The sequence below is a fragment of the Vibrio sp. TRT 1302 genome, from assembly GCF_050113875.1.
Classification (GTDB): Bacteria; Pseudomonadota; Gammaproteobacteria; order Enterobacterales; family Vibrionaceae; genus Vibrio.
The window spans coordinates 1-24,693 of the sequence record NZ_JBNJOF010000020.1; the positions used below are offsets into that span (position 1 = coordinate 1).

A 24,693-nucleotide genomic window follows, 5' to 3' on the forward strand; every position below is an offset into this window, starting at 1 on the left:
GGTCGCGGGTTCGAGTCCCGTCCGCTCCGCCACTTATTCCAGACCTCAGCAGAAATGCTGGGGTCTTTTTGTTTTTATCCGTGTCTGTTTTTCATCGACCAACGCGTTCCGAAGACTTGCCGTCCTGACCGTCCGCCTCTGATTCACACAGCCCAGCCTGACGCTAGGCTTTGGTCGTTTTAAAAGCCCGTCGCTTACGCCACGGGCTTTTTGTGTATTAGGGGGCAGGAGTGCTTCTCGTGTGGAAATCGGGTGCGTGCTATGGATTACGTGCTTTGAGAGGGAACTAATATTCTAGTTTTTCTCTCTTCAAACAAAAAGGGTTGACGCTTTCACGTCAACCCTTCGAGCTTTTCTCTCTTCTCGCTTAAAGAATAATATCTCTCACTTCAGCATCTTTGCGCTCTAGATAGTGGATAGATTTAATACGGCGGATAGTACGACAGCGGCCACGGATTAATAGCGTCTCCGTTGTTGCGATATTACCTTGGCGTGTAATGCCTTCTAGAAGATCACCTTTAGTGATACCAGTGGCTGAGAACACGACATTGTCGCTGCGAGCCATATCTTCCATAGTGAGTACGACATTCGCCTCGACGCCCATTTCTTCACAGCGTTTAAGCTCTGCTGCGCCATAAATGCGGTTTTCTTCTGTATCCCCTTTCACTTCATGGCGAGGCAGTAGACGACCATGCATGTCGCCGTCTAGTGCGCGGATCACTGCGGCAGATACTACCCCTTCAGGTGCACCACCAATGCAGTACATGACGTCTACTTCACTGTCTGGCATACATGTAAGAATCGATGCTGCCACATCACCATCAGGGACGGCAAATACACGCACGCCCATGGCCTGCATTTCAGCGATAACGCCATCGTGACGAGGCTTAGCTAGCGTAATTACAACCAGAGTATCTAGGCTTTTACCCAGCGCTTGTGCGACGTTCTCTAGGTTTTCTTTCAGTGGCTTGTGTAAGTCGATGCAACCTTTTGCGCCTGGACCTACAACGAGCTTTTCCATATACATATCAGGTGCTTTTAAAAAGCTTCCCTTTTCGCCAGCAGCGAGCACCGCTAATGCGTTAGATTGGCCCATCGCCGTCATGCGCGTGCCTTCGATAGGGTCTACTGCGATATCGACTTCGTCGCCACCTAGACCGACATTTTCACCGATGTAGAGCATAGGAGCATCATCGATCTCGCCTTCGCCGATAACGATTTCGCCACTGATCTCAGTTTTGTTGAGTAAGCTACGCATTACTTCTACAGCGGCACCGTCGGCTGCATTCTTATCGCCACGGCCAAGCCATTTATAGCCTGCCAGTGCTGCACCCTCGGTAACTCGAGAAAATGCCATTGCTAAATCGCGTTTCATGATGACTCCAAGTAAAGGATAAAGAGAAAAAACAAAAACGGCAGGATTTTACCATATCAAAAAGGAAACGTTTGCTTTTTTGCCTATATGGTCATTGAACAGGATCAATTTAGTCGCTTAAATAGAGCACATTTCGTCGCTTTTGGCTCAGATGTAAAGCTATTGTCAATTTGCGCTGTTTTTTTAAGCGAATGATGAAAAATATCCAAGATAGGGCGTGTCTATCAGCGCTCGGCTGAGTAGAATGGAACAAAACGGGTTTGGATCATCGATGACCAAAACCTTTCCCCGAATAACAAATAGGTAGGCCAAGATGTCTTTTGAAGTATTAGAACAGCTAGAAGCAAAAATCCAAACTGCAGTTGATACTATTGCCCTTCTGCAAATGGAAGTAGAAGAGCTTAAAGAAGAGAAAGAGAAACTTGCGACAGAAGCAAACGAACTACGTAGCAGTCGTGAAGAGCTAGAGCATAAAGCACAACAAATGCAGCAAGAGCATTCAGCGTGGCAAGAGCGCATCCGCAACCTACTTGGTAAAATGGACGATGTAGAGTAATAGGATAGAACCTATACTTTTCGTAGCAGGCTGGACTAGATGTTCAGCCTTTTTTGTGTCCAACGAAAACAATAAAGGCCGATAAGATTATCGGCCTTGGGAATGGGAGTTTGGTTGTGGTTAGTTTTGAGGACGTACGCCAAGTGTATGGCACAGTGCATACGTCATTTCTGCACGATTCAGTGTGTAGAAGTGGAAATCTTTAACACCTTCACGACTTAGGATTCGAACCATATCAATTGCGTGGCTAGCGCCGACAAGCTGGCGAGTTGTTGGGTCATCGTCTAGCCCTTCAAACTGCTTTTTCATCCAACCTGGAACTTTCACTGCATTCTGTGCAGCAAAGCGAGAGGCTTGCTTGAAGTTGGACACAGGTAAGATGCCTGGAACAATTTCTACGTCGATACCCGCTGCCACACAACGGTCGCGAAAACGCAGGTAGCTCTCAACATCAAAAAAGAATTGCGTAATAGCGCGGTTTGCACCGGCATCAACTTTGCGTTTTAGGTTGAGAAGATCCGCCTGAGCACTCTTTGCTTCAGGGTGTACTTCTGGGAATGCTGCGACTGAGATGTCGAAGTCATGGCGAGCTTTTAACAACTCCACTAAGTCAGACGCATACATTTCAGGTTTACCACCACCCGGTGGGATGTCACCACGAAGTGCCACGATGTTGTGAATGCCGTTTGCCCAGTAGTCATCTGCAATTTGGATCAGTTCTTCGCGAGAGGCGTCAATACACGTCAGGTGTGGGGCTGCGACTAAGCCAGTTTCTGCCTTAATCTCTTTAATGATGGAGTGAGTTCTATCGCGTTCACCTGAGTTTGCACCGTAAGTCACAGAGACAAATTTTGGCTTAAGATTTTTTAGACGGTGTACAGAATTCCACAGTGTTTCTTCCATTTTTTCACTGCTAGGTGGAAAAAATTCAAATGAAACATTGATGTTGTCAGAAAGCTCAGCGACATTCTGATTTAAGGCGTCGATATGACTAGCGTGTGTGTATCCCATCTTACTCTCTCCCAATGGCCATCCATGCCAAAAAACTCATAATTCCCAATCGACGTTTAGACGTCTATATGTCTACAGAATGAATTGAATACGATTTAATGTCAACTCTGTAACTATGAATTTTTCTCAAGTTCATTATGAGTGGGTTTCAAGTTGATTGGCAACCCATGATTTTGTTTGCTATTTGGAATAGAGAAAGGGCGCTAAATCATTTAGCGCCCTGGAGGTTAAAGTAAACTGGATAGTAGATTTAGGTCGGATTGAATTGCGCCTGCGGTGACCTCTCGGCCTGCACCTGGTCCACGTATCACCAATGGGTTGTCTTTATACCATTTACTTTCAATGGCGAAGATGTTGTCACAAGGAAGTAAATTAGCTAACGCATGCTCTTTGTTGAGTGCCTCAACACCGACGGTTGCGGTGCCGTTTTTCTCAAGTCGAGCAACATAGCGCAGTACTTTATCTTCTCTTTGTGCCTTTTTAAGGCGTTCAGCCAGCAGTTCACTGAGTAACTGGCTTTGATCAAAAAACTCATCAATAGTTAGCCCAGTGAGCTCTTGAGGCACGAGGCTTTCGACTTTTACTGATTCTGGCTCAATGACAAGCCCTGATTCACGCGCAAGAATAACCAGTTTGCGCATGACGTCAGAGCCATCGAGATCGTGGCGAGGATCGGGCTCAGTTAACCCTTGCTGCCATGCCAGATCGACGAGCTCTGCAAAGGGTACGCTGCCATCGTACTGTTGGAAAAGCCAAGAGAGCGTGCCTGAGAAAATGCCAGACAGCGCTATGATGTCGTCACCGCTTTCACGTAAGTCTCGAACGGTGTGATTGATCGGTAATCCTGCGCCAACGGTAGCATTGTAAAGCCAGTGACGGTTGATCTTGGCAAAGGCATCTTGTACTTGATGGTAGTATTCGCTGGAAGCGGACCCTGCTACCTTATTTGCAGAGATCAAATGCATCCCTTGCTCTGCGATCTCTAAGTATCTTTCTGCCAGCGTCTTACTTGCGGTGACATCTAAGATGACAAGGTCATCATAGCCTTGAATTGAACCGAGCACCTTAATCCAATCACTGCCCTCGTGACTGATCGCTTCTTCATCAAAGTGAGTTGCGACTTGGGCTGCATCAATGCCATTTGGGTTAAACCAATAAGTCTGGCTATCGATAACAGCAACTAACTCAAAGTTCATTCCATGGCGTTTTTCTAGCTCAGTTTTCTGTTCGGAGAATAGTGCTAGCCAGCTGGAGCCGATATTGCCTTTGCCACACAGTGCAATAGCGACTCTTTTTTGCGCTTGGAAAAGCTGACTGTGAATCGATTTGACCAGTAGTTTAGTGTTTGCTTTACGTAGTACAGCAACAAGGCTAAGGCCTGATAAGGATTCAGAGATAAACTCAACTGGCGAGTTCTTTAGCTGTTGGTAGAAACCATAACAATGATTGGCATTCTTTGTCACACCGGCACCAACGGCGGCGACCATCGAATAACCTTCTTTCAGTTTGATTTCCGCTTCAAACGCTGCGTCTTGTAAATGCTCTAAAGCACCGCCAACAATTTCACTTGTATACGCTAAGCGAATAGTGTGTTGGTCTGGTTGAACCTCGTAGGTAAGAGGTTCAAGTTGGGCACGTTTGAGGCTAGCAAGTACTTCTTTTTCAATACGTTGGAAATCATGTCGAGAAGAGAAGTAAAGTTCGATCAATAGCACTTCATCGAGAGATGAAATGATTTTAGCCCCTCTTCCTGATGCCAGTACACGTTCAATACGAGTTGAACCTGACTCTGGCTGATAGCTACAGCGAAGGTGCAAATCCATTGCGCTTTGAGCGACAGGTTGTAAGGTTCTGCTGTGGAGAACTGGCGCTGCTAGTCGTGCCAACTCGCTTGCTTCGTCTAAGCGTAATAGTGGTAAGAGACAGGCGTCGGAGACCAATCTTGGATCTGCGCTATAAACGCCCGCAACATCGCTCCAGATTGTTACACGGCTTGCTTCGGCGAGAGCACCAATCACGGTGGCAGAGTAGTCAGAGCCATTTCGTCCTAAGAGAACAGTGTGTCCTTGCTTATCTTGTGCCATGAAGCCTGTAATCACGATACGGTGATGGGCATGTTGCGCAAGCACTTCTTTAATTAATGGATAAGAAGCGCCAAAATCAACTTCAGGCTGAGTTCCTGCTTCTGCACGAAGGAAGGCGCGGGCATCTTGCGCGACTGCAGGTAAATTAGTTTGGCAGAGCAAGGCGGCAAGCAGGCGAGACGACCAGACCTCTCCATGACCAAGCACCGCCGCTTTCTGTGCTTCGTTGAGAGGGAAAGTTAATTCCCCCAAGGTACTGAACTCATCCTGCAGAGTCGCGAGTAGTTGCTGTTTAGTTTCGCCTTCAATCAACTCTTCAACGAGTTCAGTTTGAAACACTCGTAAGGATTGGAGTTCTTCATGAGCAATGCGCCCATCAGTTGCGAGCCCTTCAAGAAACGCGATAAGTCGGTTAGTTGTTTTACCAGCCGCAGAGACAACGATGAGATCATCCGGTCTTGAGTACTCTTTTAAGATCCCCACCACGCGGCGATAACATTCAGGATCCGCTAAGCTACTTCCGCCAAATTTATGTAGCTGACGTTCATGAGACATTATTGAGCCTCCGCTGTTTTAGCAAATGCTTGCTCTAAATCTGCAATTAAGTCGTCTGCATCTTCAAGCCCGACAGAGATTCGTAGCAGTTGTTGTGACACCCCAGCTTCCGCTAGCGCCTCTTCTCCCATTGCTCTATGGGTCATAGATGCAGGATGGCAAATTAGGCTTTCTACGCCACCTAGAGATTCAGCCAATGAAAATAGCTCTAGCTCGCCAACAAAGTATTTAAGCTGTTCGAAAGTACCTGCAAACTCGAAACTGAGCATCGAACCGAATCCGGTTTGTTGCTTCTTAGCAATGTCATGACCTGGATGATCAGGCAGGCTAGGGTGATAAATTTTACCTACAAGTTGTTGAGTCTGAAGGTGGCTGAGAATTTTGCTAGAACTCTCTTCATGAACTTTCATTCGAGCACCGAGTGTTCGTATGCCACGTAGTGTCATGTAACTGTCGAAAGGAGTGCCGGTGGCGCCGATACAGTTACCCCACCACGCTAACTCTTCCGCATGTTGTTCACTTTTGGTAATCACCACGCCACCAATAACGTCTGAGTGACCATTGATGTATTTAGTCGTTGAGTGAATGACAAAATCCGCACCAAGCTCAAGAGGTTTCTGGAATACAGGGGTCAAAAAGGTGTTGTCGACCGCAACCAATGCGCCGACCTTTTTGGCTTTTTGGCAAACACTAGCGATGTCAACGACTCGAACCAATGGATTTGACGGTGTTTCTAAGAGGATCAGTTTAGGCTTTTGCGCCAATGCCTCTTCGAGGGCTTGCTCGTTTGATTGGTCAACAAACAGGACTTTGAAATCCCCTTTGTTGGCACGAGTGTTAAATAGGCGGTAGGTGCCCCCGTAGCAATCGTGAGGTGCGACAATGATATCGCCAGGGCTCAAGAAGGCTGACACCCATAAATTGAGGGCGGATGTCCCACAGTTAGTGACCACAGCCCCTTTTCCTGACTCAAGTTCATATAGGGCGGTTTCTAATAGGCCTCGGTTTGGGTTTCCAGAGCGAGTGTAATCGTACTTAGGCACTTCTCCGAAAGCTGGGAACCCATAGTTGGTCGAAAGGTAAATGGGTGGAACAACTGCGTGATGTTGAGTGTCAGACTCGATACCAGTACGTACCGCGATTGTGGCTGGTTTGCGGGTGCTCATAAATGTTTCCTTTCGACCTTAAATGACTTTTTCAATGGAATAGGCTATAAGCTCTTAAGAGCCATATCGTGGCCATCCCAATCCTTTATTCAATTTACTTTACTTGCCATTTTATAGGACGTCAATACTTCTAGACGTCTATATGTCTTTGCTTGTGGCTATAAATACCGCTAAAATTGGGGTTTCTATTTTCAAACATAAAAATTGATAAAAGGTGCGCAATGGCAGATTGGAATGGCGAATACATTAGCCCATATGCTGAGCATGGAAAGAAAAGCGAACAAGTAAAGAAGATTACTGTTTCTATTCCATTGAAAGTATTAAAGGTTTTAACAGATGAGCGTACACGCCGTCAGATTAATAACCTACGCCACGCAACAAATAGTGAGCTATTGTGTGAAGCATTTTTGCATGCTTATACAGGGCAACCGTTGCCTACAGATGAAGATTTACGTAAAGACCGCCCTGACGATATTCCTGCTGAAGTGAAGAAACTGATGACGGAAATGGGTATTGAGTTCGAAGCGTTTGATGACGAATAACAAAAAATATTAGCACCTTAATTTTTCGCTGAAAGCCGATAACATCATCAAAAATAAAAAAACCGCTGAATATGACAGCGGTTTTTTTGTGTTTATCACATCAGCAACAATGGATTATTGTTCCATGTAGTTTGCTGGCATTTCAATGCGAGCGACACCTGAGTCTACCGCAGCTTGAGCTACCGCTTTTGCAACGCGCGGTAGTAGGCGAGGATCCATTGGTTTAGGAATGATGTAACCTGGGCCAAAAGACAGAGCGTCAACACCTGCTGCAGTGAGTACTTCAGCCGGCACTTCTTCTTTAGCTAGCTGACGAATTGCGTCGACTGCTGCTAACTTCATCTCATCGTTGATTTCACTTGCACGCACGTCTAGTGCACCGCGGAAAATGAATGGGAAGCACAGTACGTTGTTGACCTGGTTAGGGTAGTCGCTGCGACCTGTACCCATAATTAGATCCTGACGTACTTGGTGAGCTAGTTCAGGTTTGATTTCTGGATCTGGGTTAGAACATGCAAATACCACTGGCTTGTTCGCCATTAAAGCAAGCGCTTCAGGAGAAAGTAGGTTTGGACCTGATACACCTAGGAACAGATCAGCACCTTCAATCACGTCTTCTAGAGTGCGCTTGTCAGTATTGTTAGCAAACAGTTGTTTGTATTCGTTCAAATCATCACGGCGAGTGTGGATGACGCCCTTACGGTCAAGCATGTAGATCTTCTCACGCATAGCGCCACATTTAATCAGTAGTTCCATACATGCGACAGCCGCAGCGCCTGCACCTAGACAGACAATCGTTGCGTCTTCCAGTTTCTTGCCTTGTAGCTCGATAGCGTTAAGCATGCCAGCCGCAGTAACAATCGCAGTACCGTGCTGGTCATCGTGGAAAACAGGAACATCACAGCGTTCAATCAGCTGCTTTTCAATCTCAAAACAGTCAGGTGCTTTAATGTCTTCTAGGTTGATGCCGCCAAACGTATCCGCAATGTTCGCAACCGTATCGACGAACTCTTCGATAGTGCGGTGTTTGACTTCAATATCAATAGAATCTAGTCCTGCAAAGCGTTTGAATAGAAGGGCTTTGCCTTCCATTACTGGCTTAGAGGCAAGAGGACCTAAATTACCAAGACCAAGAATCGCGGTGCCGTTAGAGATAACAGCGACCATGTTGCCTTTAGAAGTGTATTTGTAAACGTTGTCTGCATTTTGTGCGATTTCACGTACTGGCTCTGCTACGCCTGGGCTGTATGCCAAAGCAAGGTCTTTAGCAGTTTCTGCTGGCTTTGTAAGTGCAATCTCAATTTTCCCTGGAGTAGGGACTGCGTGGTAATCCAATGCTTGTTGACGAAATTGTTCTTCAGGGGATAGTTCTTGGCGATTGTCGTCTGACATAGGTGTAGGTACTCGTTAATAATTATATGGAAAGGGGGAATCCATTCTAGAGTAACTAAGTCAAGCTGCCTAGGTGAGAATGCGAGCTAAAGCAAGAAAAAGTAGTAAATGACTGGAGATAAGACCAGATGAATAGAGATATAGCTAGCGAATATCGCCAATTGTAATAGATTTGTCTGAAAAATGAGTAGCGAGCAAATAGCAGAGAACAAAAAAGGACGCCTGAGCGTCCTTTTTCTAATTCGGTAACAAGGAAGTTATTACTTCTTGCTTGATAGAGCACCGAAACGCTTGTTGAAGCGATCAACACGGCCGCCTGTATCAACGATACGTTGCTTACCAGTGTAGAATGGGTGACATTTGTCACATACGTCTAGGTGGATAGAATCTTTGTCTAGAGTTGAGTTGAACTCAAAAGAGTTACCACAAGAACAAGTCGCTTTGATTGCTTTGTATTCTGGGTGGATACCAGCTTTCATGGGAGAACCTCTGTATATAGGCCGTGTCGCCATCCGAATCTAAGCCGGACACCACACGTAGTTAATAAAAAATAATCTAGGATACCGCTGCATATCAGCAAGCCATATCTCTAAGGCGCGATATAGTAATGAATACATCGGTTAGGATCAAGCCGTTTCAACATAAAGTTGCTACTTTTTTAGCCTGATTAGGTTGAATGGTGCTGGTGTTGTTCTCTTTCAACCAATGACCTTTTCCCTTAGACTAATTAACCTCTTCTCTTACTGAGCTTTAAAGCCTATATGCGACCAACTATTGCCCGTGTAGCTCTGCCTGTTCCACTGGATAAACAGTTTGATTATCAGATTCCCAGCCATATGTTTCCAATCATAGGTGGGCGTGTATCTGTGCCATTCGGCCGTCAGACATTAGTGGGCATAGTAACGGCATTGGTTAATGAATCGGAGTTTGGTCTCGATAAGTTGAAACCGATTAAGCAAGTGCTTGATAGCCAGCCTGTTTGGTCGCAAAGCCTCTACTCTTTGCTGGTTTGGTGCAGTCAGTTTTATCAGTATCCACTTGGCGACACCCTGTTCAATGCGATGCCGAGTGCCTTGCGTAAAGGAAAAGAGGCAGACTTTGCCACGTTAGTAGAGTGGCAGCTCACGGCAAAAGGTCGCGATCAGCTAATGCAGGGGTTTGGTCGTGCAGTAAAACAAGCAAAAGTAATGCGTATGCTTGAACATGGTTCGGTGGCACATCAAAGGTTTTTGGATGAAGAAGTCTCTTCGGCTGTTTTAAAATCCTTAGCGGAAAAAGGCTGGATAGAGTCCATTGAGAACAAACCTGTGATTCGAGATTGGCGTCAAGATGTTGAGGCCAAGGTCGATAAACCCAAACTGAATTCAGAGCAAGCTATTGCAATCGCGACAGTGAATAGCGGTGAAGGCTTTGGTTGTTATCTACTTGAAGGGGTAACGGGATCGGGTAAAACCGAAGTTTATCTTAATTTGATCAAGCCAGTGCTAGAGCAAGGTAAACAAGCGCTCGTGTTGGTACCTGAAATAGGCCTGACGCCACAAACCATCAACCGCTTCAAGAAGCGATTTAATGTACCTGTAGAAGTCATTCACTCAGGTCTCAATGATACTGAACGCCTTAATGCGTGGTTGAGTGCCCGTGATAATGCATCGGGTATTGTAATTGGCACCCGCTCAGCGTTATTAACCCCTTTCGCTAACTTGGGCATTATTATTGTTGATGAGGAGCATGATGCCTCATACAAACAGCAGGATAGCTTGCGTTATCACGCTCGTGATGTGGCAGTGATGAGAGCCAATAAGGAGCAAATCCCTATCGTATTGGGGTCGGCAACACCTGCATTAGAGACACTACACAATGCATTGGCGGGTAAATACCATCACTTGATCCTCTCTTCTCGTGCTGGAAACGCGACGCCGACAACGAACAAAGTCCTCGATGTTAAGGGGCTCTATTTAGAAAGTGGATTGTCTGCTCCGCTGATTGCTGAGATGCGCAAACATCTCAAGCAAGGTAATCAAGTGATGCTGTTTCTCAATCGGCGTGGTTTTTCTCCGGCACTGATGTGCCACGAATGTGGTTGGATTGCAGAGTGTAAACGTTGTGATGCGTATTACACATATCACCAATTTAGCAACGAAATTCGCTGTCACCATTGTGGCTCACAGCAACCGATTATCCACCAGTGCCAAGGATGTGGTTCAACGCACTTAGTTACCGTTGGGGTGGGGACAGAGCAGCTAGAAAAACAATTGGCAGAACTTTTTCCTGAATACAAAACCATTCGTATCGACCGAGACAGTACACGTCGAAAAGGTAGTCTAGAAAGTGCGTTAGGTGCCATTCGCAAGGGAGAATACCAAATTCTGATTGGTACACAGATGCTCGCAAAAGGTCATCACTTTCCTGATGTGACGCTGGTGGGGCTTTTGGACGTAGATGGCTCTCTTTACTCCAGTGACTTCCGTGCCTCTGAACGTTTAGCGCAACTCTTTATACAGGTTGCCGGTCGAGCAGGGCGAGCGAGCAAACCCGGCGAGGTCGTACTGCAAACACATCATCCTGAACACAGTTTGCTGCAAGCGTTACTGACGAAAAGTTACCGCCACTTTGCGGAAACAGCGCTACAAGAACGAAAACTGGCTCAGTTACCGCCTTATTCGTTTTTAACTCTATTTCGAGCCGAAGCCAATCAATCTGAAACAGTTGAAGAATTTCTGCGTCAGGTTCGCCATACCTTAGAGGCACATCCGCTGTTTGATGATCTGTGCCAAGTGCTTGGCCCTACACCCGCTCCGCTAGCCAAAAGAGCAGGAAAGTATCGTTGGCAACTACTACTGCAAACGCAAAGTCGTCCTGTTATGCAGAAATTATTGGCCAGTGCTAAGCCGGCCATCGCACTATTGCCATTGGCCAAAAAAGTGCGTTGGAGCCTCGATATTGAACCTCAAGATTTAAGTTAGCCTGCCAGAAAGCTTTGCTCTAAATGGGCATGTTTTTGCTTAAATAGATCATTGATGAGTTATTGAGAAAAATAATATTCACACCTTTTTCATTTATTTGTGATCGAAATCTCCTCTCAGGCGCCAATTTTGTTAAATCTCCCGTAACTTTGTGTTTTGAAATGAATAAACTAGGTCGTGTGCAATGTGTTGCTCTCAAACTGTTATTTGTGAGTTAATCGTTTGCTCGAGGCATATTAATGAGAAGATAGGTATTTAGCCTACAAATCGACATCATTTTAGCCGTTGAGGCTATGAGATAAATTCCAACTAGAAGCTAAGGTGGCAACCGAGCTACCGTTGAAGGAAACGAAGAGGGTAAATTTTATATGGCGACAATGAAGGATGTTGCCCAGCTTGCGGGAGTATCAACAGCGACTGTTTCAAGGGCGTTGATGAATCCGGAAAAAGTATCATCAGCGACGAGAAAACGAGTTGAAGATGCGGTATTGGAAGCTGGTTATTCACCAAACTCGTTGGCGCGCAATTTGCGCCGCAATGAATCAAAAACAATTATCGCGATCATTCCGGATATCTGTGATCCTTACTACACCGAAATTATTCGAGGTATTGAGGATGCAGCTATGGAGCACGGTTATATCGTGCTACTTGGCGATAGTGGTCAGCAGAAAAAACGAGAAAGCTCATTTGTGAACCTTGTGTTTACTAAACAAGCTGATGGTATGTTGTTACTTGGTACCGATCTCCCCTTCGATGTCAGTAAACCTGAACAGAAGAATTTGCCGCCTATGGTGATGGCGTGTGAGTTTGCGCCAGAATTAGAACTCCCAACAGTACATATCGATAACCTGACTTCTGCTTTTGAGGCGGTAAACTATCTCACGCAGATGGGGCATAAGCGCGTCGCTCAGATCTCGGGACCGCAATCGGCGGTGTTGTGTCAATTCCGCCATCAGGGCTATCAACAAGCTCTACGTCGTGCGGGCATTACGATGAATCCTAATTACTGTACTTATGGGAATTTTTCGTTTGAGGATGGTGCCAAGGCGGTGCGTCAGCTGTTGGCGTTGTCTGAACCTCCAACAGCGGTCTTTTGTCATAATGATGCAATGGCTATCGGCGCGATTCAGGAAGCGAAAAAGCTCGGTATCCGAGTGCCACAAGATTTATCCGTGGTTGGTTTCGATGATATCCACTTTGCACAGTACTGCGATCCACCGCTAACTACCATTTCACAGCCTCGCTATGAAATCGGTCGTCAGGCGATGCTAATGATGCTTGAGTTATTGCGTGGCCATGACGTTAGAGCAGGATCGAGACTATTGGAAACGAAACTGGTTGTCCGTGAAAGTGCGGCTCCTCCGCGAGTGCTTTAAAACATACCTCTCAGCGGCACATTTTGATGTGCCGCTTCCATTTATACTCTGTCATCAAGTGGCGATCTGCATTAACATATCGGCAGTAGTAAACAAAATTATTGATGTTAAGTAGTGGCGAATCGAGATTACGTTAAAAGAGGTCGTGGCGGAAACAGCCGCAAGCCGACCAAAAAAACATCTGCACCACGTCGTAAACCATGGCGCAGTGGCCTGTTAGCTATTTTGCTGGTGGGCGTGTTTGGTTATGGTCTGTATACCCTCAGTAATGATCCTGAGCCACCACCGCCAGTTGTTGAACCGGTTAAACCAAAACCGAAGCCAGCAACGCAAGCCAAACTGCCACCACCTCCAGAAGAGAAGTGGGATTATGTCGATTCGTTGCTAAGCCGAGAAGTCGAAGTCAAAGCTAAAGAGCAGGTGGTATCTGAGATTCCATATATCATGCAGTGCGGCGCTTATAAGACCGCTCAGCAAGCTGAAGCACGTAAGTTGGATATCGCTTTTCAGGGCATCAATAGTAAGATCCGCAAAAAAGAAGACAGCAGTTGGTATCGTGTAGTGCTTGGACCTTATAAGTTCAAGCGAGATGCGGAACGAGACAAGCATAAGCTGCAACGCGCTAAAATCGAACCCTGTGCGATCTGGAAAGAAGCGCAGTAGAAGTTTTAAAAACGAACCCTATGGGTTCGTTTTTTTCGTTAAGAGAGCGGGCTGCGCGATGCTAGAACGCTTCGCTCTGAGAATGGAGACCAGACTTCGTCTTTTTAGAGGCGAGGAGGGTGGTCAGTTAATAGCACTCTTGAGATTGCAGTGGTTGGTAGGGCTTATTCTCACCTCTCGACTGCCCCTTGAATTTCCAATCCCTAAACCTCATATAATCTCTAACATTGAGATTAAAATAACTATGAGGCCCTGCTCGTGACTACCATTGTATCTGTACGTCGTAATAACAAAGTCGTCATCGCTGGTGATGGCCAAGTATCACTAGGTAATACCGTGATGAAAGGCAATGCACGGAAAGTGCGTCGTCTGTACAACAACAAAGTGCTAGCTGGCTTTGCGGGCGGTACCGCAGATGCCTTTACGCTGTTTGAAAAGTTTGAAAGTAAACTGCAAATGCATCAGGGTCATCTAACTAAAGCTGCGGTAGAGTTAGCGAAAGATTGGCGCAGTGACCGTGCCCTACGCAAACTTGAAGCTCTATTGGCTGTTGCTGATGAAACGGCTTCTTTGATCATTACTGGTAACGGTGATGTTGTTCAGCCAGAGAACGATCTGATCGCAATTGGTTCGGGCGGTAACTTTGCTCAGGCTGCGGCGACGGCTCTGCTAGAAAATACAGAATTAGATGCTCGTGAAATCGCAGAAAAGTCACTCAAGATTGCAGGTGATATCTGTGTGTTTACGAACCATTACCACACTATTGAAGAACTAGAAATTCCAGCTCAACAAGCAGCTGAATAACCAAAGATAGTGGCTAACTAATTTAAGGAAAAGATTATGTCTGAAATGACACCTCGCGAAATCGTCCATGAACTTAACCGCCATATCATTGGTCAGGACAAAGCTAAGCGATCTGTAGCGATTGCATTACGTAACCGCTGGCGTCGCATGCAGCTTGATGAAAGCCTGCGTGTAGAAGTGACGCCGAAGAACATTCTGATGATTGGCCCAACGGGTGTGGGTAAAACTGAAATTGCTCGCCGTCTTGCGAAGTTGGCGAACGCACCTTTCATTAAAGTTGAAGCGACGAAATTTACCGAAGTAGGTTATGTCGGTAAAGAAGTCGAAACCATCATCCGTGACCTAACGGACGTGGCGATTAAGATGACTCATCAACAGGCAATGGAAAAAGTGAAATTCCGTGCCGAGGAGCAGGCTGAAGAGCGTATTCTTGATGCACTGCTACCGCCAGCGCGTGATGCTTGGGGGCAAAATGAGCAGCGTGACGAAACTTCGTCTAACACGCGTCAGGTTTTCCGTAAAAAACTACGTGAAGGGCAGCTAGACGATAAAGAGATCGAAATCGATGTCGCAGCACCACAAATGGGTGTTGAAATTATGGCACCTCCTGGCATGGAAGAGATGACGAATCAGCTGCAAGGCATGTTCCAGAATCTAGCGGGTGATACGAAGAAAAAACGTAAGCTAAAAATCAAAGATGCTATGAAAGCTTTAACTGAGGAAGAAGCGGCCAAGCTTGTTAATCAAGAAGAGCTAAAAGAGCAGGCGATTTTCAACGTAGAAAACAACGGTATCGTATTTATCGATGAAATCGACAAGATCTGTAAACGTGGTGAGAGCTCGGGGCCAGATGTTTCTCGTGAAGGTGTTCAACGCGATCTCCTACCACTGATTGAAGGCAGTACGGTGTCAACTAAGCACGGTATGGTTAAGACAGACCACATTCTGTTTGTTGCTTCAGGTGCATTCCAAGTGGCAAGACCTTCAGATTTAATCCCTGAACTTCAAGGTCGTCTGCCTATTCGAGTGGAACTTGAAGCGCTGTCTAGCGATGACTTTAAACGTATCCTAACTGAGCCTAAAGCGTCTCTGACGGAGCAATACGTTGCGCTGATGAAGACAGAAGATGTCGACATTGAGTTTACGGAAGAAGGGATCATTCAAATTGCACAAGCAGCATGGACAGTGAATGAAAGAACTGAAAACATCGGTGCGCGCCGTCTGCATACTGTGATGGAGCGATTAATGGATGATATCTCATTCGAAGCGACCGATAAAGCGGGCTCTAAGCTAACAATTGATGCTGAATATGTGAAAGCGAAACTGGGTGAAACAATCGAAGATGAAGATCTAAGCCGCTTTATTCTTTAATCAAGCCACATAAAAAAGCCCGCTAACTTAGCGGGCTTTTACTTTGAGTGCTGATTAAAGCATAAAGATAAAAATGACAGCTAGAGCAGAAATAAGACCTGCAAACGCGTAGCACGCAACTTTACCAACAATACCTGTATGGAATTTAAGATCGTGCATGCCGTGGTGAACACGGTGCATCGCATGCCACATTGGTAGTGCCAGTGTCGCGATGATAAATAGCGCGCCAATGATGCTGGTTGCAAAGTCTACAACACGGTCATAGCTTAGTGCGTCAGCACTGATCACACCGAGCGGTACCAGTACACCTAGCACCAAAATTGTGATTGGTGTGATCATTGCGAACCAAGTACCGCCTGCACCAAACAGACCCCACCAGATTGGCTCATCAGAACGTTTAGGTGCTCTATCTACAGAGAAATTCGGTTTCATCGTTAAAGCTCCTTAAACTACGATCAAGACAATAAGTGAGATGAAAGCTACCGCTGCCCACTGAGTCAGTACAATGATCTTCTTGTCGACAGGTTTGCCTTTCAAGCGAATCGGCATCACTTGCGGCATCATACTGAAGAAGGTTTGAGCATGCAGTAGGCTGCCCGCTAGCGCCACGATGTTAATCGCGACCACGACTGGATTCGCCATAAAATCAAGCCAAGTTTGCCAAGCGTCAGGGCCTTTTACCAATGAACCTAAACCGACAGTTAGGAATAGAGTAAACAGGATTAGCGGTAATACTGTTGCTTCACGAAGCATGTAGAAGCGGTAAAAAGGATGATCTTTCCACCAAGTGCGTTTTACTTCACGAACGTAAGGTTTACGGTTACTCATCCTTATGCCTCCTCTGCTGTTTTCGCTGGTGTGCCATCCGGCTTCAACATCGCAATAACGAAATCCATCGAAGATTCGACTTTGCCTTGGTTCACTGCCGCGGCAGGGTCAACGCTCTTAGGACAAACCTCAGAACAATAACCAACAAAGGTACAGCCCCAAGCGCCGTTTTCACCATTGATGAGTGCCATACGTTCAGCTTTACCGTTGTCACGGCTATCGAGGTTGTAGCGGTGAGCAAGCGTTAGTGCTGCTGGACCAATGAACTCTGGATTCAGACCAAATTGAGGACACGCGGCATAACATAGACCACAGTTGATACAACCAGCGAACTGCTTGTACTTCGCCATCTGTTCAGGAGTTTGGATGTTAGTCCCATCTTCTGGCTTGCGGTCGTTACCGATAATGTATGGTTTGATCGCTTCAAGGCGCTCAATGAACGGCGTCATATCAACGATAAGATCTTTCTCAATCGGGAAGTTCGCTAGTGGCTCAATCTTCACACCGTTCGGGTAATCACGTAAGAAGCTCTTACACGCTAGCTTAGGTACACCGTTTACCATGATGCCGCATGAACCACAGATAGCCATACGACAAGACCAGCGGTATGACAGATCTTTGTCTAGGTTATCTTTGATGTAGCCTAGCGCATCAAGCGTAGACATGGTTTCATCAAACGGTACTTCAAAGGTTTGAAAGTGCGGCTCTGCGTCATGCTCAGGGTCATAGCGCAGAATCTCGACTTTTTGGATGCGATTGCCTGACATTATGCTTGCTCCTCTGCATTCTTCTCTGCTGCTTTAGCAGCTTCTTCAGCCGCTGCTTTCTCTGCTGCTTCACCGTATAGACGAGCTTTTGGCTGTGACTTAGTGATTGTCACTGTGCTGTAGTCGATCTCAGGTGCTGCATCTTCTTTGTAGAAGGCCAGAGAGTGCTTGAGGAAGTTCACATCGTCACGCTCCGTACAACCGTCATCTAGACGCTGGTGAGCACCACGAGACTCTTTACGTAAGATTGCTGAGTGAACCATAGCTTCTGCTACTTCTAGGCCATAACCCACTTCGATAGCGTATAGAAGGTCAGTGTTAAACACTTTGCCCTTATCTTTGATGCTGATGCGCTTGTAACGCTCTTTTAGTTCAGTGATTTTTTCGATCGTCGCTTGCATCAGATCTTCTTGGCGGTAGATACCACAGCCCGCTTCCATGGTGTGACCCATCTCAGTACGGATTGTTGCCCAGTTCTCATCACCTTCTTGGTTCATCAGAGCGGCAATACGTTCTTCAACCGCTTTAACTTGAGCTGCGATGGACTCTTCGTTCCAGCCTTTGAATTCAGCCGCACGTTTCACGGCTTGCTCACCCGCAACACGACCGAATACCACAAACTCAGCCAGTGAGTTTGAGCCTAAACGGTTCGCACCATGCAGACCTACAGACGCACATTCACCAACTGCAAACAGACCTTTAATGCGTGTTTCACATTCGCCGTTCGTCTCAATACCACCCATGGTGTAGTGCACGGTTGGACGAATTGGGATTGGTTCTTTTGCTGGGTCTACGTTTACGTAAGCTTTAGCCAGTTCACAGATGAACGGTAGACGTTCTTGAAGGTACTCTTCACCCAAGTGGCGAAGGTCTAGGTGCACCACGTCACCCAGAGGGTGCTTGATGGTGTTGCCTTTTTGTTGTTCATGCCAGAAAGCTTGAGAAACTTTGTCACGTGGACCCAGTTCCATGTATTTGTTCTTCGGTTGACCAACTGGAGTCTCAGGTCCCATACCGTAATCTTGTAGGTAACGGTAGCCGTTCTTGTTAACGATAATACCGCCTTCACCACGACAGCCTTCCGTCATTAGGATCCCTGTACCCGGTAGACCGGTTGGGTGGTATTGAACGAACTCCATATCACGTAGAGGTACGCCGTGGCGGTAAGCCATTGCCATACCATCACCCGTAACGATACCGCCGTTCGTATTACAGTGGTAAACGCGGCCAGCACCACCAGTTGCTAGAACAACCGATTTGGCTTTGATCGTAACCAATTCACCTTCTGACATGTGAATCGCGATAAGACCTTGAACCTCGCCTTCATCGACAAGAAGGTCTACCACAAAATATTCATCAAAACGTTTGATGTTTTGGTACTTCATCGAGGTTTGGAACAAAGTGTGAAGCATATGGAAGCCGGTCTTATCCGCAGCGAACCATGTACGTTCAACCTTCATACCGCCAAAGCGACGAACGTTAACTTCACCGTTCTCTTTACGGCTCCATGGGCAGCCCCACTGTTCCATTTGAATCATTTCGCGAGTTGCGTTCTTCACGAAGTACTCAACAACATCCTGTTCACAAAGCCAGTCACCACCACCAACGGTATCGTTGAAATGGTTGTCTAGGCTATCTTCATCCTTGATAACTGCGGCTGAGCCACCTTCTGCAGCGACCGTATGGGAACGCATTGGATAAACTTTAGAAATCAGTGCAACTTCTAAGTCAGGGTTTGCTTCAGCTGCTGCAATAGCAGTGCGAAGACCAGCGCCGCCTGCGCCGATCACTGCGATATCTGTGGTGATAATTTGCACAGTTATCCTCCAGTGTGAAAATGCGGAATAGTCCGCTTGTTATAATTAATTGGGGAATGCCCCAAAAGTGGTAGGGCTAGTGTAGAAGAGCTACATGGCAGAAAAATTGATGTATTTGGGTTTTTGCTCCGGTAATGCATATAAGAGCATAAAATTTATAGGTTATGTGATTGCAATCACGGCAAAGAAGGTTTGCTCTTCTTAGATTGCACCGCGTTTTGTTAAGTGACTGTTGCGTAACATTTGTTTGATTGATAACAGGCTGGTGGCGGATGTTTTCTGTGCTGTAATACGATAAATGCTTGCTTCAAAAATAGACAGAGTGGTGTGTTGTGCAGAATATATATGCTCACGTTTATTGCTAGGAAAAGTTGGATAAACTTGATACTTTCTCGCCAGATTAACCCAAAGAGAGTTTTCCAATGAACCACGACTGGCAGCCAACTGCTTCAATTGAACAGCTTCGTCAACGTGCTGACCTAGTGAGTCAGATTCGTCAATTCTTTAGTGTTCGAGATGTATTGGAAGTCGATACACCCGCGATGAGTCATGCCACCGTCACCGATATTCATCTGCATACTTTTCAAACAGAGTTTGTCGGCCCTGGCTATGCCGATGGTAGCAAACTCTATTTTATGACCAGCCCAGAATTTCACATGAAGCGCCTGTTGGCCGCGGGCAGTGGCTGTATCTATCAGATTAATAAAGCGTTTCGCAATGAAGAAAACGGTCGTTACCATAATCCGGAGTTTACTATGCTGGAGTGGTATCGCGTTGGTTTTGACCACCATAAATTGATGGATGAGATGGACGATCTGCTACAACTTGTTCTCAAGTGTGGACAAGCTGAGCGTCTGACCTACCAGCAAGCCTTCATCAACGTACTTGGAGTATGCCCTTTAGAAAGTACAATGGGTGAGTTGAAGGAGGTTGCAGCCAAGTTGGGTTTAAGGGATATCGCAGAACCAGAACAAGATAGAGATACGCTTCTCCAACTGCTGTTCAGTGTGGGTGTGGAAGCTAAGATTGGCCAAAATGTCCCTGCTTTTGTTTACGACTTTCCTGCGTCACAAGCGGCATTGGCAAAAATCAATGCGAAAGATCCAAGAGTGGCGGATCGTTTCGAGGTTTACTTTAAAGGCATCGAACTGGCGAATGGCTTCCATGAACTCGATAATCCGAGTGAACAACTAAAACGCTTCGAATCAGACAATGCTAAGCGAATAGAGATGGGGCTCAGTCCACAGCCGATCGACTACCATCTTATTGCCGCTCTGAAATCGGGGCTGCCAGAATGTGCTGGAGTCGCCTTAGGCATTGATCGCTTAATTATGCTTGCGATCGGCTGTGATCATATTGATCAGGTGACGGCATTTCCGTTTCCAATTGCGTAGCGAAAAGTGCAACAGATTCTTATTCTGAGTGTAATTGGCTCGCTTAGGCATCTTAACCTCGCTATACTTCCAATCTGAATTTTTAGCCTAGGGCAGTCACACATTGTTGGAAATGTGGGCGGTTCTATCATCAAAGAGCACAGGACATGCAAGAGTACATCGCATTTTTTCAAGAGAACATGATTCTATCTTTGGTATGGGTGGGTCTATTAGTCGCCCTTATCATGAACATTGTTAAATCATCTACTGCCGCTTACAAAGAGATTACAGCTGCACAAACGACACAACTTATGAACCGTGAAAATGGTGTAGTTGTTGATATTCGTAGTAAAGATGAGTACCGCAAAGGGCATATTACAGATGCAGTTCACATTTTGCCGTCTGATATCAAGGCTGGTAACTTGGGTAGCCTTGAAAACCACAAATCAGCCCCAATCATTGTAGTATGCAAGACAGGTCAAACGGCTCAAGAGAGTGCTAATCTTCTTGCCAAAGCAGGCTTTGAAAACGTCAACCTGCTTAAAAATGGTTTGATTGCTTGGAGTGAAGCAAACATGCCTTTGGTTAAAGGTAAAAAGTAAATTAACTCGCTAATACCTTAAACGCTGATTGAAAAATCAGCGTTTGTCTTAGAGAGATGTGAAGAGTTCCACGAAAATCATTGGAAACCTAGTCATTCCCAACTCTCTCGGTTAACCTCCAAGCAGATATTTTATTGCAGGATTAAAGGATTTTTAAAATGGCTGAAGCAGCACCACAACAAGAAGCGCAAAACTTCGCAATCCAACGCATCTTCCTTAAAGATGTTTCTTTTGAAGCTCCAAACTCACCTAGCATGTTCCAAAAAGACTGGAACCCAGATGTTAAACTGGATCTAGATACTCAAAGCCGTGAACTTGGTGAAGGTGTTTATGAAGTGGTTCTTCGTCTAACAGTGACTGTGAAGAACGCAGAAGAAACAGCGTTCCTATGTGAAGTTCAGCAAGGTGGTATTTTCACTGCTGAGAAAATGGAAGCAGGCCAGCTAGCACATTGTTTAGGTGCATTCTGCCCGAACATCCTATTCCCATACGCGCGTGAGACTATCTCAAGCCTAGTCGTTAAAGGTACGTTCCCTCAACTAAACTTAGCACCAGTTAACTTTGACGCTCTGTTTATGAACTACCTACAGCAGCAAGCTCAGCAAGAAGGCCAAGCTGAAGCATAATCAGTGATACCTCTGATCAGTCAGAGGTATGGTATAAAATGCACAGAGTGTCTTGCACAAGATACGATGTGCATTTTTTGTTTTAAGTGCGAGTTACTGGGCTTTTGTTACTGATTTCTAAACGCTAGAGAGTAGTAACAAGATTCTAGTCAACCTAATGACAATCAGGCGGAACAATGAAAGACAACACCAACAATGCTTACGGTAAAGAAATTGCAATGACAGTCCTAGGTGCTGGCTCATACGGCACTTCACTTGCAATCTCACTCGCGCGAAATGGTGCGAACGTAATCATTTGGGGCCACGAACCAGAACATATGGCTCGTCTAGAAGCCGACCGAGCTAATCACGAGTTTTTACCTGGGATTGAATTTCCAGATTCACTGATCGTTGAATCCGATTTAGAAAAAGCGGTTCAAGCGAGTCGCGATCTTTTGGTGGTCGTTCCAAGCCATGTGTTTGGTATTGTGCTGAATAACGTCAAGCCATACCTGCGTGAAGACTCGCGAATTTGCTGGGCGACGAAAGGTTTGGAGCCAGAAACAGGTCGACTACTTAAAGATGTAGCAAATGAAGCGCTTGGTGAAGGGTACTCGTTAGCGGTCCTTTCAGGTCCTACCTTTGCTAAAGAATTGGCGATGGGGATGCCGACTGCCATTTCTGTGGCTTCTCCTGATGCTAATTTTGTTGCCGATCTTCAAGAGAAAATTCACTGCAGTAAAACGTTTCGAGTTTATGCCAACAGCGACTTTATCGGCATGCAATTAGGTGGTGCGGTTAAGAACGTGATTGCGATTGGTGCTGGCATGTCTGATGGTATCGGCTTTGGTGCCAATGCGCGTACAGCACTCATCACCCGTGGTCTTGCTGAAATGACACGTCTTGGTGCAGCGTTAGGCGCTCAACCAGAAACCTTTATGGGTATGGCTGGTCTTGGTGACCTTGTGCTGACCTGTACTGATAATCAGTCGCGCAACCGTCGCTTTGGTTTAGCGTTAGGTCAGGGTAAAGATGTCGATACGGCACAGCAAGAAATTGGTCAAGTAGTGGAAGGTTACCGCAATACCAAAGAGGTCTACTTACTGGCTGAGCGTATGGGCGTAGAGATGCCGATTGTTGACCAAATTTATCAAGTATTGTATCAAGGAAAGGATGCCAACTTGGCGGCAAAAGATTTACTTGCCCGAGATAAGAAAGCGGAAGCATAAGAGAACGACAGCAACACTGGATTTGTATCTAGATACTAGGGATTCAGTTCTAGGAAACGACATGAAACAATGTGAGAAACAGAAGGTATGGCACACCATTGTGAAGGAAGCTCGTGAGCTTTCTGAGCAAGAGCCAATGTTAGCCAGCTTTTATCATGCGACCATCATCAAGCATGACAGCCTAAGCGCAGCGCTTAGCTATATTTTGGCTAACAAGCTAAATACGGCTTCTATGCCAGCAATGGCGGTTAGGGAAGTGGTAGAAGAAGCTTTGAATGCTGATCCGAGTATCAGCTCAGCAGCGGCCTGTGATATCTGCGCTACTGTTACTCGAGATCCTGCTGTTGCTATGTACTCAATGCCACTGCTTTATTTAAAAGGCTACCATGCGCTTCAGGGGTACCGAGTTGCCAACTGGCTGTGGAAGCAGGGGCGTATCGCTTTAGCAACCTATCTACAAAATCAAATTTCTGTTGCGTGTCAGGTTGATATCCACCCAGCGGCTAAGATAGGCCATGGCATCATGCTTGACCATGCCACGGGGATCGTCATTGGTGAAACTGCGGTTGTTGAGAACGATGTGTCGATTCTTCAGGATGTAACCTTGGGCGGTACCGGTAAAGAGTGTGGCGATCGCCATCCTAAAATCCGTGAAGGTGTTATGATTGGCGCGGGTGCCAAAATACTGGGTAATATTGAAGTGGGCGAAGGGGCGAAGATTGGTTCTTGCTCGGTCGTGCTTCAACCAGTGCCAGCCCATACAACCGTTGCAGGTGTACCTGCTAAGATTGTGGGTCGCCCAACAACCGATAAACCGTCGCTGGATATGGATCAGCAATTTAACGGCAGGTCGCAAAGTTTTATCGGTGGCGATGGGATATAGCGTTAAGAACGTTTCGTTCCGAGTTTGGGCTTGATTAATTAAAATATAAAAAAGGGTTGGCACTAGGTGCCAACCCTTAAATTTTTCTAACTTCTCGGTTACGCTAGCGAATCCAATTCAGTCAGTACTTCTTGAGCCCACTCAACCCATGCTTGGCGAATCAGTAGGTTTCTGCGAAGCGTTAGACGCTCTAGACGTTGCTGCTTATCAAGTGTTGATGGTGTTGAGTAGTAAGCGTTTTCAATCTCTTGATAGTGAGCTACGAGCTTACGTGACTCTTCAACAAGTTCACCTAACTGGGTACGGAATGGCGCAGAAGGTTGCACGGCACAAGCCATCAGCTTTGCAGAGAACTCGTCACGAACCGTTGGGTGTGCGGTTGGTTGGTCGAACCATTCACCAAGAGCGGTGCGGCCCGAATCAGTAATTGAGTAAACCTTACGGTCTGGTTTTCCTTCTTGGGGTTCAAGAACACAAGTAACAAGATTGTTCTGAGCCATCTTATTAAGCTCACGATACACTTGCTGGTGGCTTGCCTTCCAGAAGTAACCAATAGTCGCTGAAAATTCTTTAGTGATATCGTATCCAGTAGCGTCGCGCGTGCTTAATACGGTCAAGATAACGTGTGGTAATGACATGTCTTCAATCCAAATGGTCAATAAACTACAAAACGTAACCACTTCTTACTGTCGTGCTTCTAAAGGCACTCATTATCAGTATTTAAAGTGGCA

General features: G+C 46.1%; 23 protein-coding genes. 12 read left to right on the forward strand and 11 right to left on the reverse strand.

Going from position 1 to position 24,693, the window contains the following annotated elements:
- Positions 1 to 367: 367 nt before the first annotated feature.
- Positions 368 to 1,375 (reverse strand): class II fructose-bisphosphatase, encoded by a 1,008-nt coding sequence (gene glpX, locus ACQEXP_RS17535; RefSeq protein WP_138973560.1) that lies wholly within the window; start codon positions 1,373 to 1,375, stop codon positions 368 to 370.
- A 313-nt stretch (positions 1,376 to 1,688) separates the two neighbouring features.
- Here glpX and zapB point away from each other — a divergent pair, with 313 nt between their 5' ends.
- Positions 1,689 to 1,931 (forward strand): cell division protein ZapB, encoded by a 243-nt coding sequence (gene zapB / locus ACQEXP_RS17540; RefSeq protein ID WP_138973559.1) that lies wholly within the window; start codon positions 1,689 to 1,691, stop codon positions 1,929 to 1,931.
- 120 nt (positions 1,932 to 2,051) lie between these two features.
- Here the strand turns inward: zapB and metF are convergent, their stop codons facing one another.
- From metF to ACQEXP_RS17555, 3 genes are all read right to left on the reverse strand, one after another.
- Positions 2,052 to 2,942: a methylenetetrahydrofolate reductase gene (gene metF / locus ACQEXP_RS17545; protein ID WP_269378385.1), complete on the reverse strand. Its 891-nt coding sequence runs from the start codon at positions 2,940 to 2,942 to the stop codon at positions 2,052 to 2,054.
- A gap of 227 nt (positions 2,943 to 3,169) precedes the next feature.
- Positions 3,170 to 5,581 (reverse strand): bifunctional aspartate kinase/homoserine dehydrogenase II, encoded by a 2,412-nt coding sequence (locus ACQEXP_RS17550; protein ID WP_426971107.1) that lies wholly within the window; start codon positions 5,579 to 5,581, stop codon positions 3,170 to 3,172.
- Positions 5,581 to 6,747, reverse strand: coding sequence for an O-succinylhomoserine (thiol)-lyase (locus ACQEXP_RS17555; RefSeq protein WP_269378383.1), 1,167 nt, complete (start codon positions 6,745 to 6,747; stop codon positions 5,581 to 5,583). The genes ACQEXP_RS17550 and ACQEXP_RS17555 overlap by 1 nt, the downstream gene beginning before the upstream one ends.
- A gap of 221 nt (positions 6,748 to 6,968) precedes the next feature.
- On the opposite strand from ACQEXP_RS17555, the gene metJ reads away from it, so the two are divergent.
- Positions 6,969 to 7,289, forward strand: coding sequence for a met regulon transcriptional regulator MetJ (metJ, locus tag ACQEXP_RS17560; RefSeq protein ID WP_138973555.1), 321 nt, complete (start codon positions 6,969 to 6,971; stop codon positions 7,287 to 7,289).
- 114 nt (positions 7,290 to 7,403) lie between these two features.
- On the opposite strand, the gene ACQEXP_RS17565 is transcribed toward metJ, so the two are convergent.
- Positions 7,404 to 8,681 carry a malic enzyme-like NAD(P)-binding protein gene (locus ACQEXP_RS17565; RefSeq protein WP_269378382.1) on the reverse strand — a complete coding sequence of 426 codons (1,278 nt, stop codon included), beginning with the start codon at positions 8,679 to 8,681 and terminating at the stop codon, positions 7,404 to 7,406.
- Between the two features lie 260 nt (positions 8,682 to 8,941).
- The gene (gene rpmE, locus ACQEXP_RS17570; protein ID WP_138973553.1) at positions 8,942 to 9,160 is read right to left on the reverse strand and encodes a 50S ribosomal protein L31; all 219 of its coding nucleotides are present in this window, start codon (positions 9,158 to 9,160) and stop codon (positions 8,942 to 8,944) included.
- Positions 9,161 to 9,442: 282 nt separating this feature from the next.
- Here rpmE and priA point away from each other — a divergent pair, with 282 nt between their 5' ends.
- From priA to hslU, 5 genes are all read left to right on the forward strand, one after another.
- Positions 9,443 to 11,644, forward strand: coding sequence for a primosomal protein N' (gene priA, locus ACQEXP_RS17575; protein WP_426971108.1), 2,202 nt, complete (start codon positions 9,443 to 9,445; stop codon positions 11,642 to 11,644).
- Between the two features lie 368 nt (positions 11,645 to 12,012).
- Positions 12,013 to 13,020 carry a DNA-binding transcriptional regulator CytR gene (gene cytR, locus ACQEXP_RS17580; RefSeq protein ID WP_269378380.1) on the forward strand — a complete coding sequence of 336 codons (1,008 nt, stop codon included), beginning with the start codon at positions 12,013 to 12,015 and terminating at the stop codon, positions 13,018 to 13,020.
- 114 nt (positions 13,021 to 13,134) lie between these two features.
- Positions 13,135 to 13,683, forward strand: coding sequence for a cell division protein FtsN (ftsN, locus tag ACQEXP_RS17585; RefSeq protein WP_426971109.1), 549 nt, complete (start codon positions 13,135 to 13,137; stop codon positions 13,681 to 13,683).
- Between the two features lie 258 nt (positions 13,684 to 13,941).
- Positions 13,942 to 14,487, forward strand: coding sequence for an ATP-dependent protease subunit HslV (hslV, locus tag ACQEXP_RS17590; RefSeq protein WP_269378378.1), 546 nt, complete (start codon positions 13,942 to 13,944; stop codon positions 14,485 to 14,487).
- Positions 14,488 to 14,523: 36 nt separating this feature from the next.
- Positions 14,524 to 15,858 carry an HslU--HslV peptidase ATPase subunit gene (hslU, locus tag ACQEXP_RS17595; RefSeq protein ID WP_426971110.1) on the forward strand — a complete coding sequence of 445 codons (1,335 nt, stop codon included), beginning with the start codon at positions 14,524 to 14,526 and terminating at the stop codon, positions 15,856 to 15,858.
- A 54-nt stretch (positions 15,859 to 15,912) separates the two neighbouring features.
- On the opposite strand, the gene frdD is transcribed toward hslU, so the two are convergent.
- The 4 genes from frdD to frdA are packed head-to-tail and all read right to left on the reverse strand — an operon-like array spanning position 15,913 to position 19,270.
- Positions 15,913 to 16,290: a fumarate reductase subunit FrdD gene (gene frdD / locus ACQEXP_RS17600; protein ID WP_269378376.1), complete on the reverse strand. Its 378-nt coding sequence runs from the start codon at positions 16,288 to 16,290 to the stop codon at positions 15,913 to 15,915.
- Between the two features lie 12 nt (positions 16,291 to 16,302).
- Entirely contained in the window at positions 16,303 to 16,686 is a 384-nt protein-coding gene (frdC, locus tag ACQEXP_RS17605) for a fumarate reductase subunit FrdC (RefSeq protein ID WP_269378375.1), read from the reverse strand.
- Positions 16,687 to 16,688: 2 nt separating this feature from the next.
- The gene (locus ACQEXP_RS17610; RefSeq protein WP_138973545.1) at positions 16,689 to 17,453 is read right to left on the reverse strand and encodes a succinate dehydrogenase/fumarate reductase iron-sulfur subunit; all 765 of its coding nucleotides are present in this window, start codon (positions 17,451 to 17,453) and stop codon (positions 16,689 to 16,691) included.
- Positions 17,453 to 19,270 (reverse strand): fumarate reductase (quinol) flavoprotein subunit, encoded by a 1,818-nt coding sequence (gene frdA / locus ACQEXP_RS17615; RefSeq protein ID WP_269378374.1) that lies wholly within the window; start codon positions 19,268 to 19,270, stop codon positions 17,453 to 17,455. The genes ACQEXP_RS17610 and frdA overlap by 1 nt, the downstream gene beginning before the upstream one ends.
- A gap of 422 nt (positions 19,271 to 19,692) precedes the next feature.
- Here frdA and epmA point away from each other — a divergent pair, with 422 nt between their 5' ends.
- The 5 genes from epmA (at position 19,693) to cysE (ending at position 23,962) form a co-directional block, all read left to right on the forward strand.
- Positions 19,693 to 20,664 carry an elongation factor P--(R)-beta-lysine ligase gene (gene epmA, locus ACQEXP_RS17620; protein ID WP_426971111.1) on the forward strand — a complete coding sequence of 324 codons (972 nt, stop codon included), beginning with the start codon at positions 19,693 to 19,695 and terminating at the stop codon, positions 20,662 to 20,664.
- Between the two features lie 146 nt (positions 20,665 to 20,810).
- Positions 20,811 to 21,245, forward strand: coding sequence for a rhodanese-like domain-containing protein (locus tag ACQEXP_RS17625; protein ID WP_138971082.1), 435 nt, complete (start codon positions 20,811 to 20,813; stop codon positions 21,243 to 21,245).
- Positions 21,246 to 21,403: 158 nt separating this feature from the next.
- Positions 21,404 to 21,871, forward strand: a complete 468-nt coding sequence (gene secB / locus ACQEXP_RS17630) for a protein-export chaperone SecB (protein ID WP_138971081.1) — start codon at positions 21,404 to 21,406, stop codon at positions 21,869 to 21,871.
- A 176-nt stretch (positions 21,872 to 22,047) separates the two neighbouring features.
- Positions 22,048 to 23,079, forward strand: coding sequence for an NAD(P)H-dependent glycerol-3-phosphate dehydrogenase (gene gpsA, locus ACQEXP_RS17635; protein WP_269378372.1), 1,032 nt, complete (start codon positions 22,048 to 22,050; stop codon positions 23,077 to 23,079).
- A 61-nt stretch (positions 23,080 to 23,140) separates the two neighbouring features.
- A complete protein-coding gene (gene cysE, locus ACQEXP_RS17640) occupies positions 23,141 to 23,962 on the forward strand; it encodes a serine O-acetyltransferase (RefSeq protein WP_269378371.1) in 822 nt (273 codons plus the stop codon).
- Positions 23,963 to 24,060: 98 nt separating this feature from the next.
- Here cysE and ACQEXP_RS17645 read toward each other — a convergent pair whose 3' ends face one another.
- Complete coding sequence (locus ACQEXP_RS17645; protein WP_269378370.1) at positions 24,061 to 24,600, reverse strand: PadR family transcriptional regulator; 540 nt, start codon at positions 24,598 to 24,600, stop codon at positions 24,061 to 24,063.
- Positions 24,601 to 24,693 lie beyond the last annotated feature (93 nt).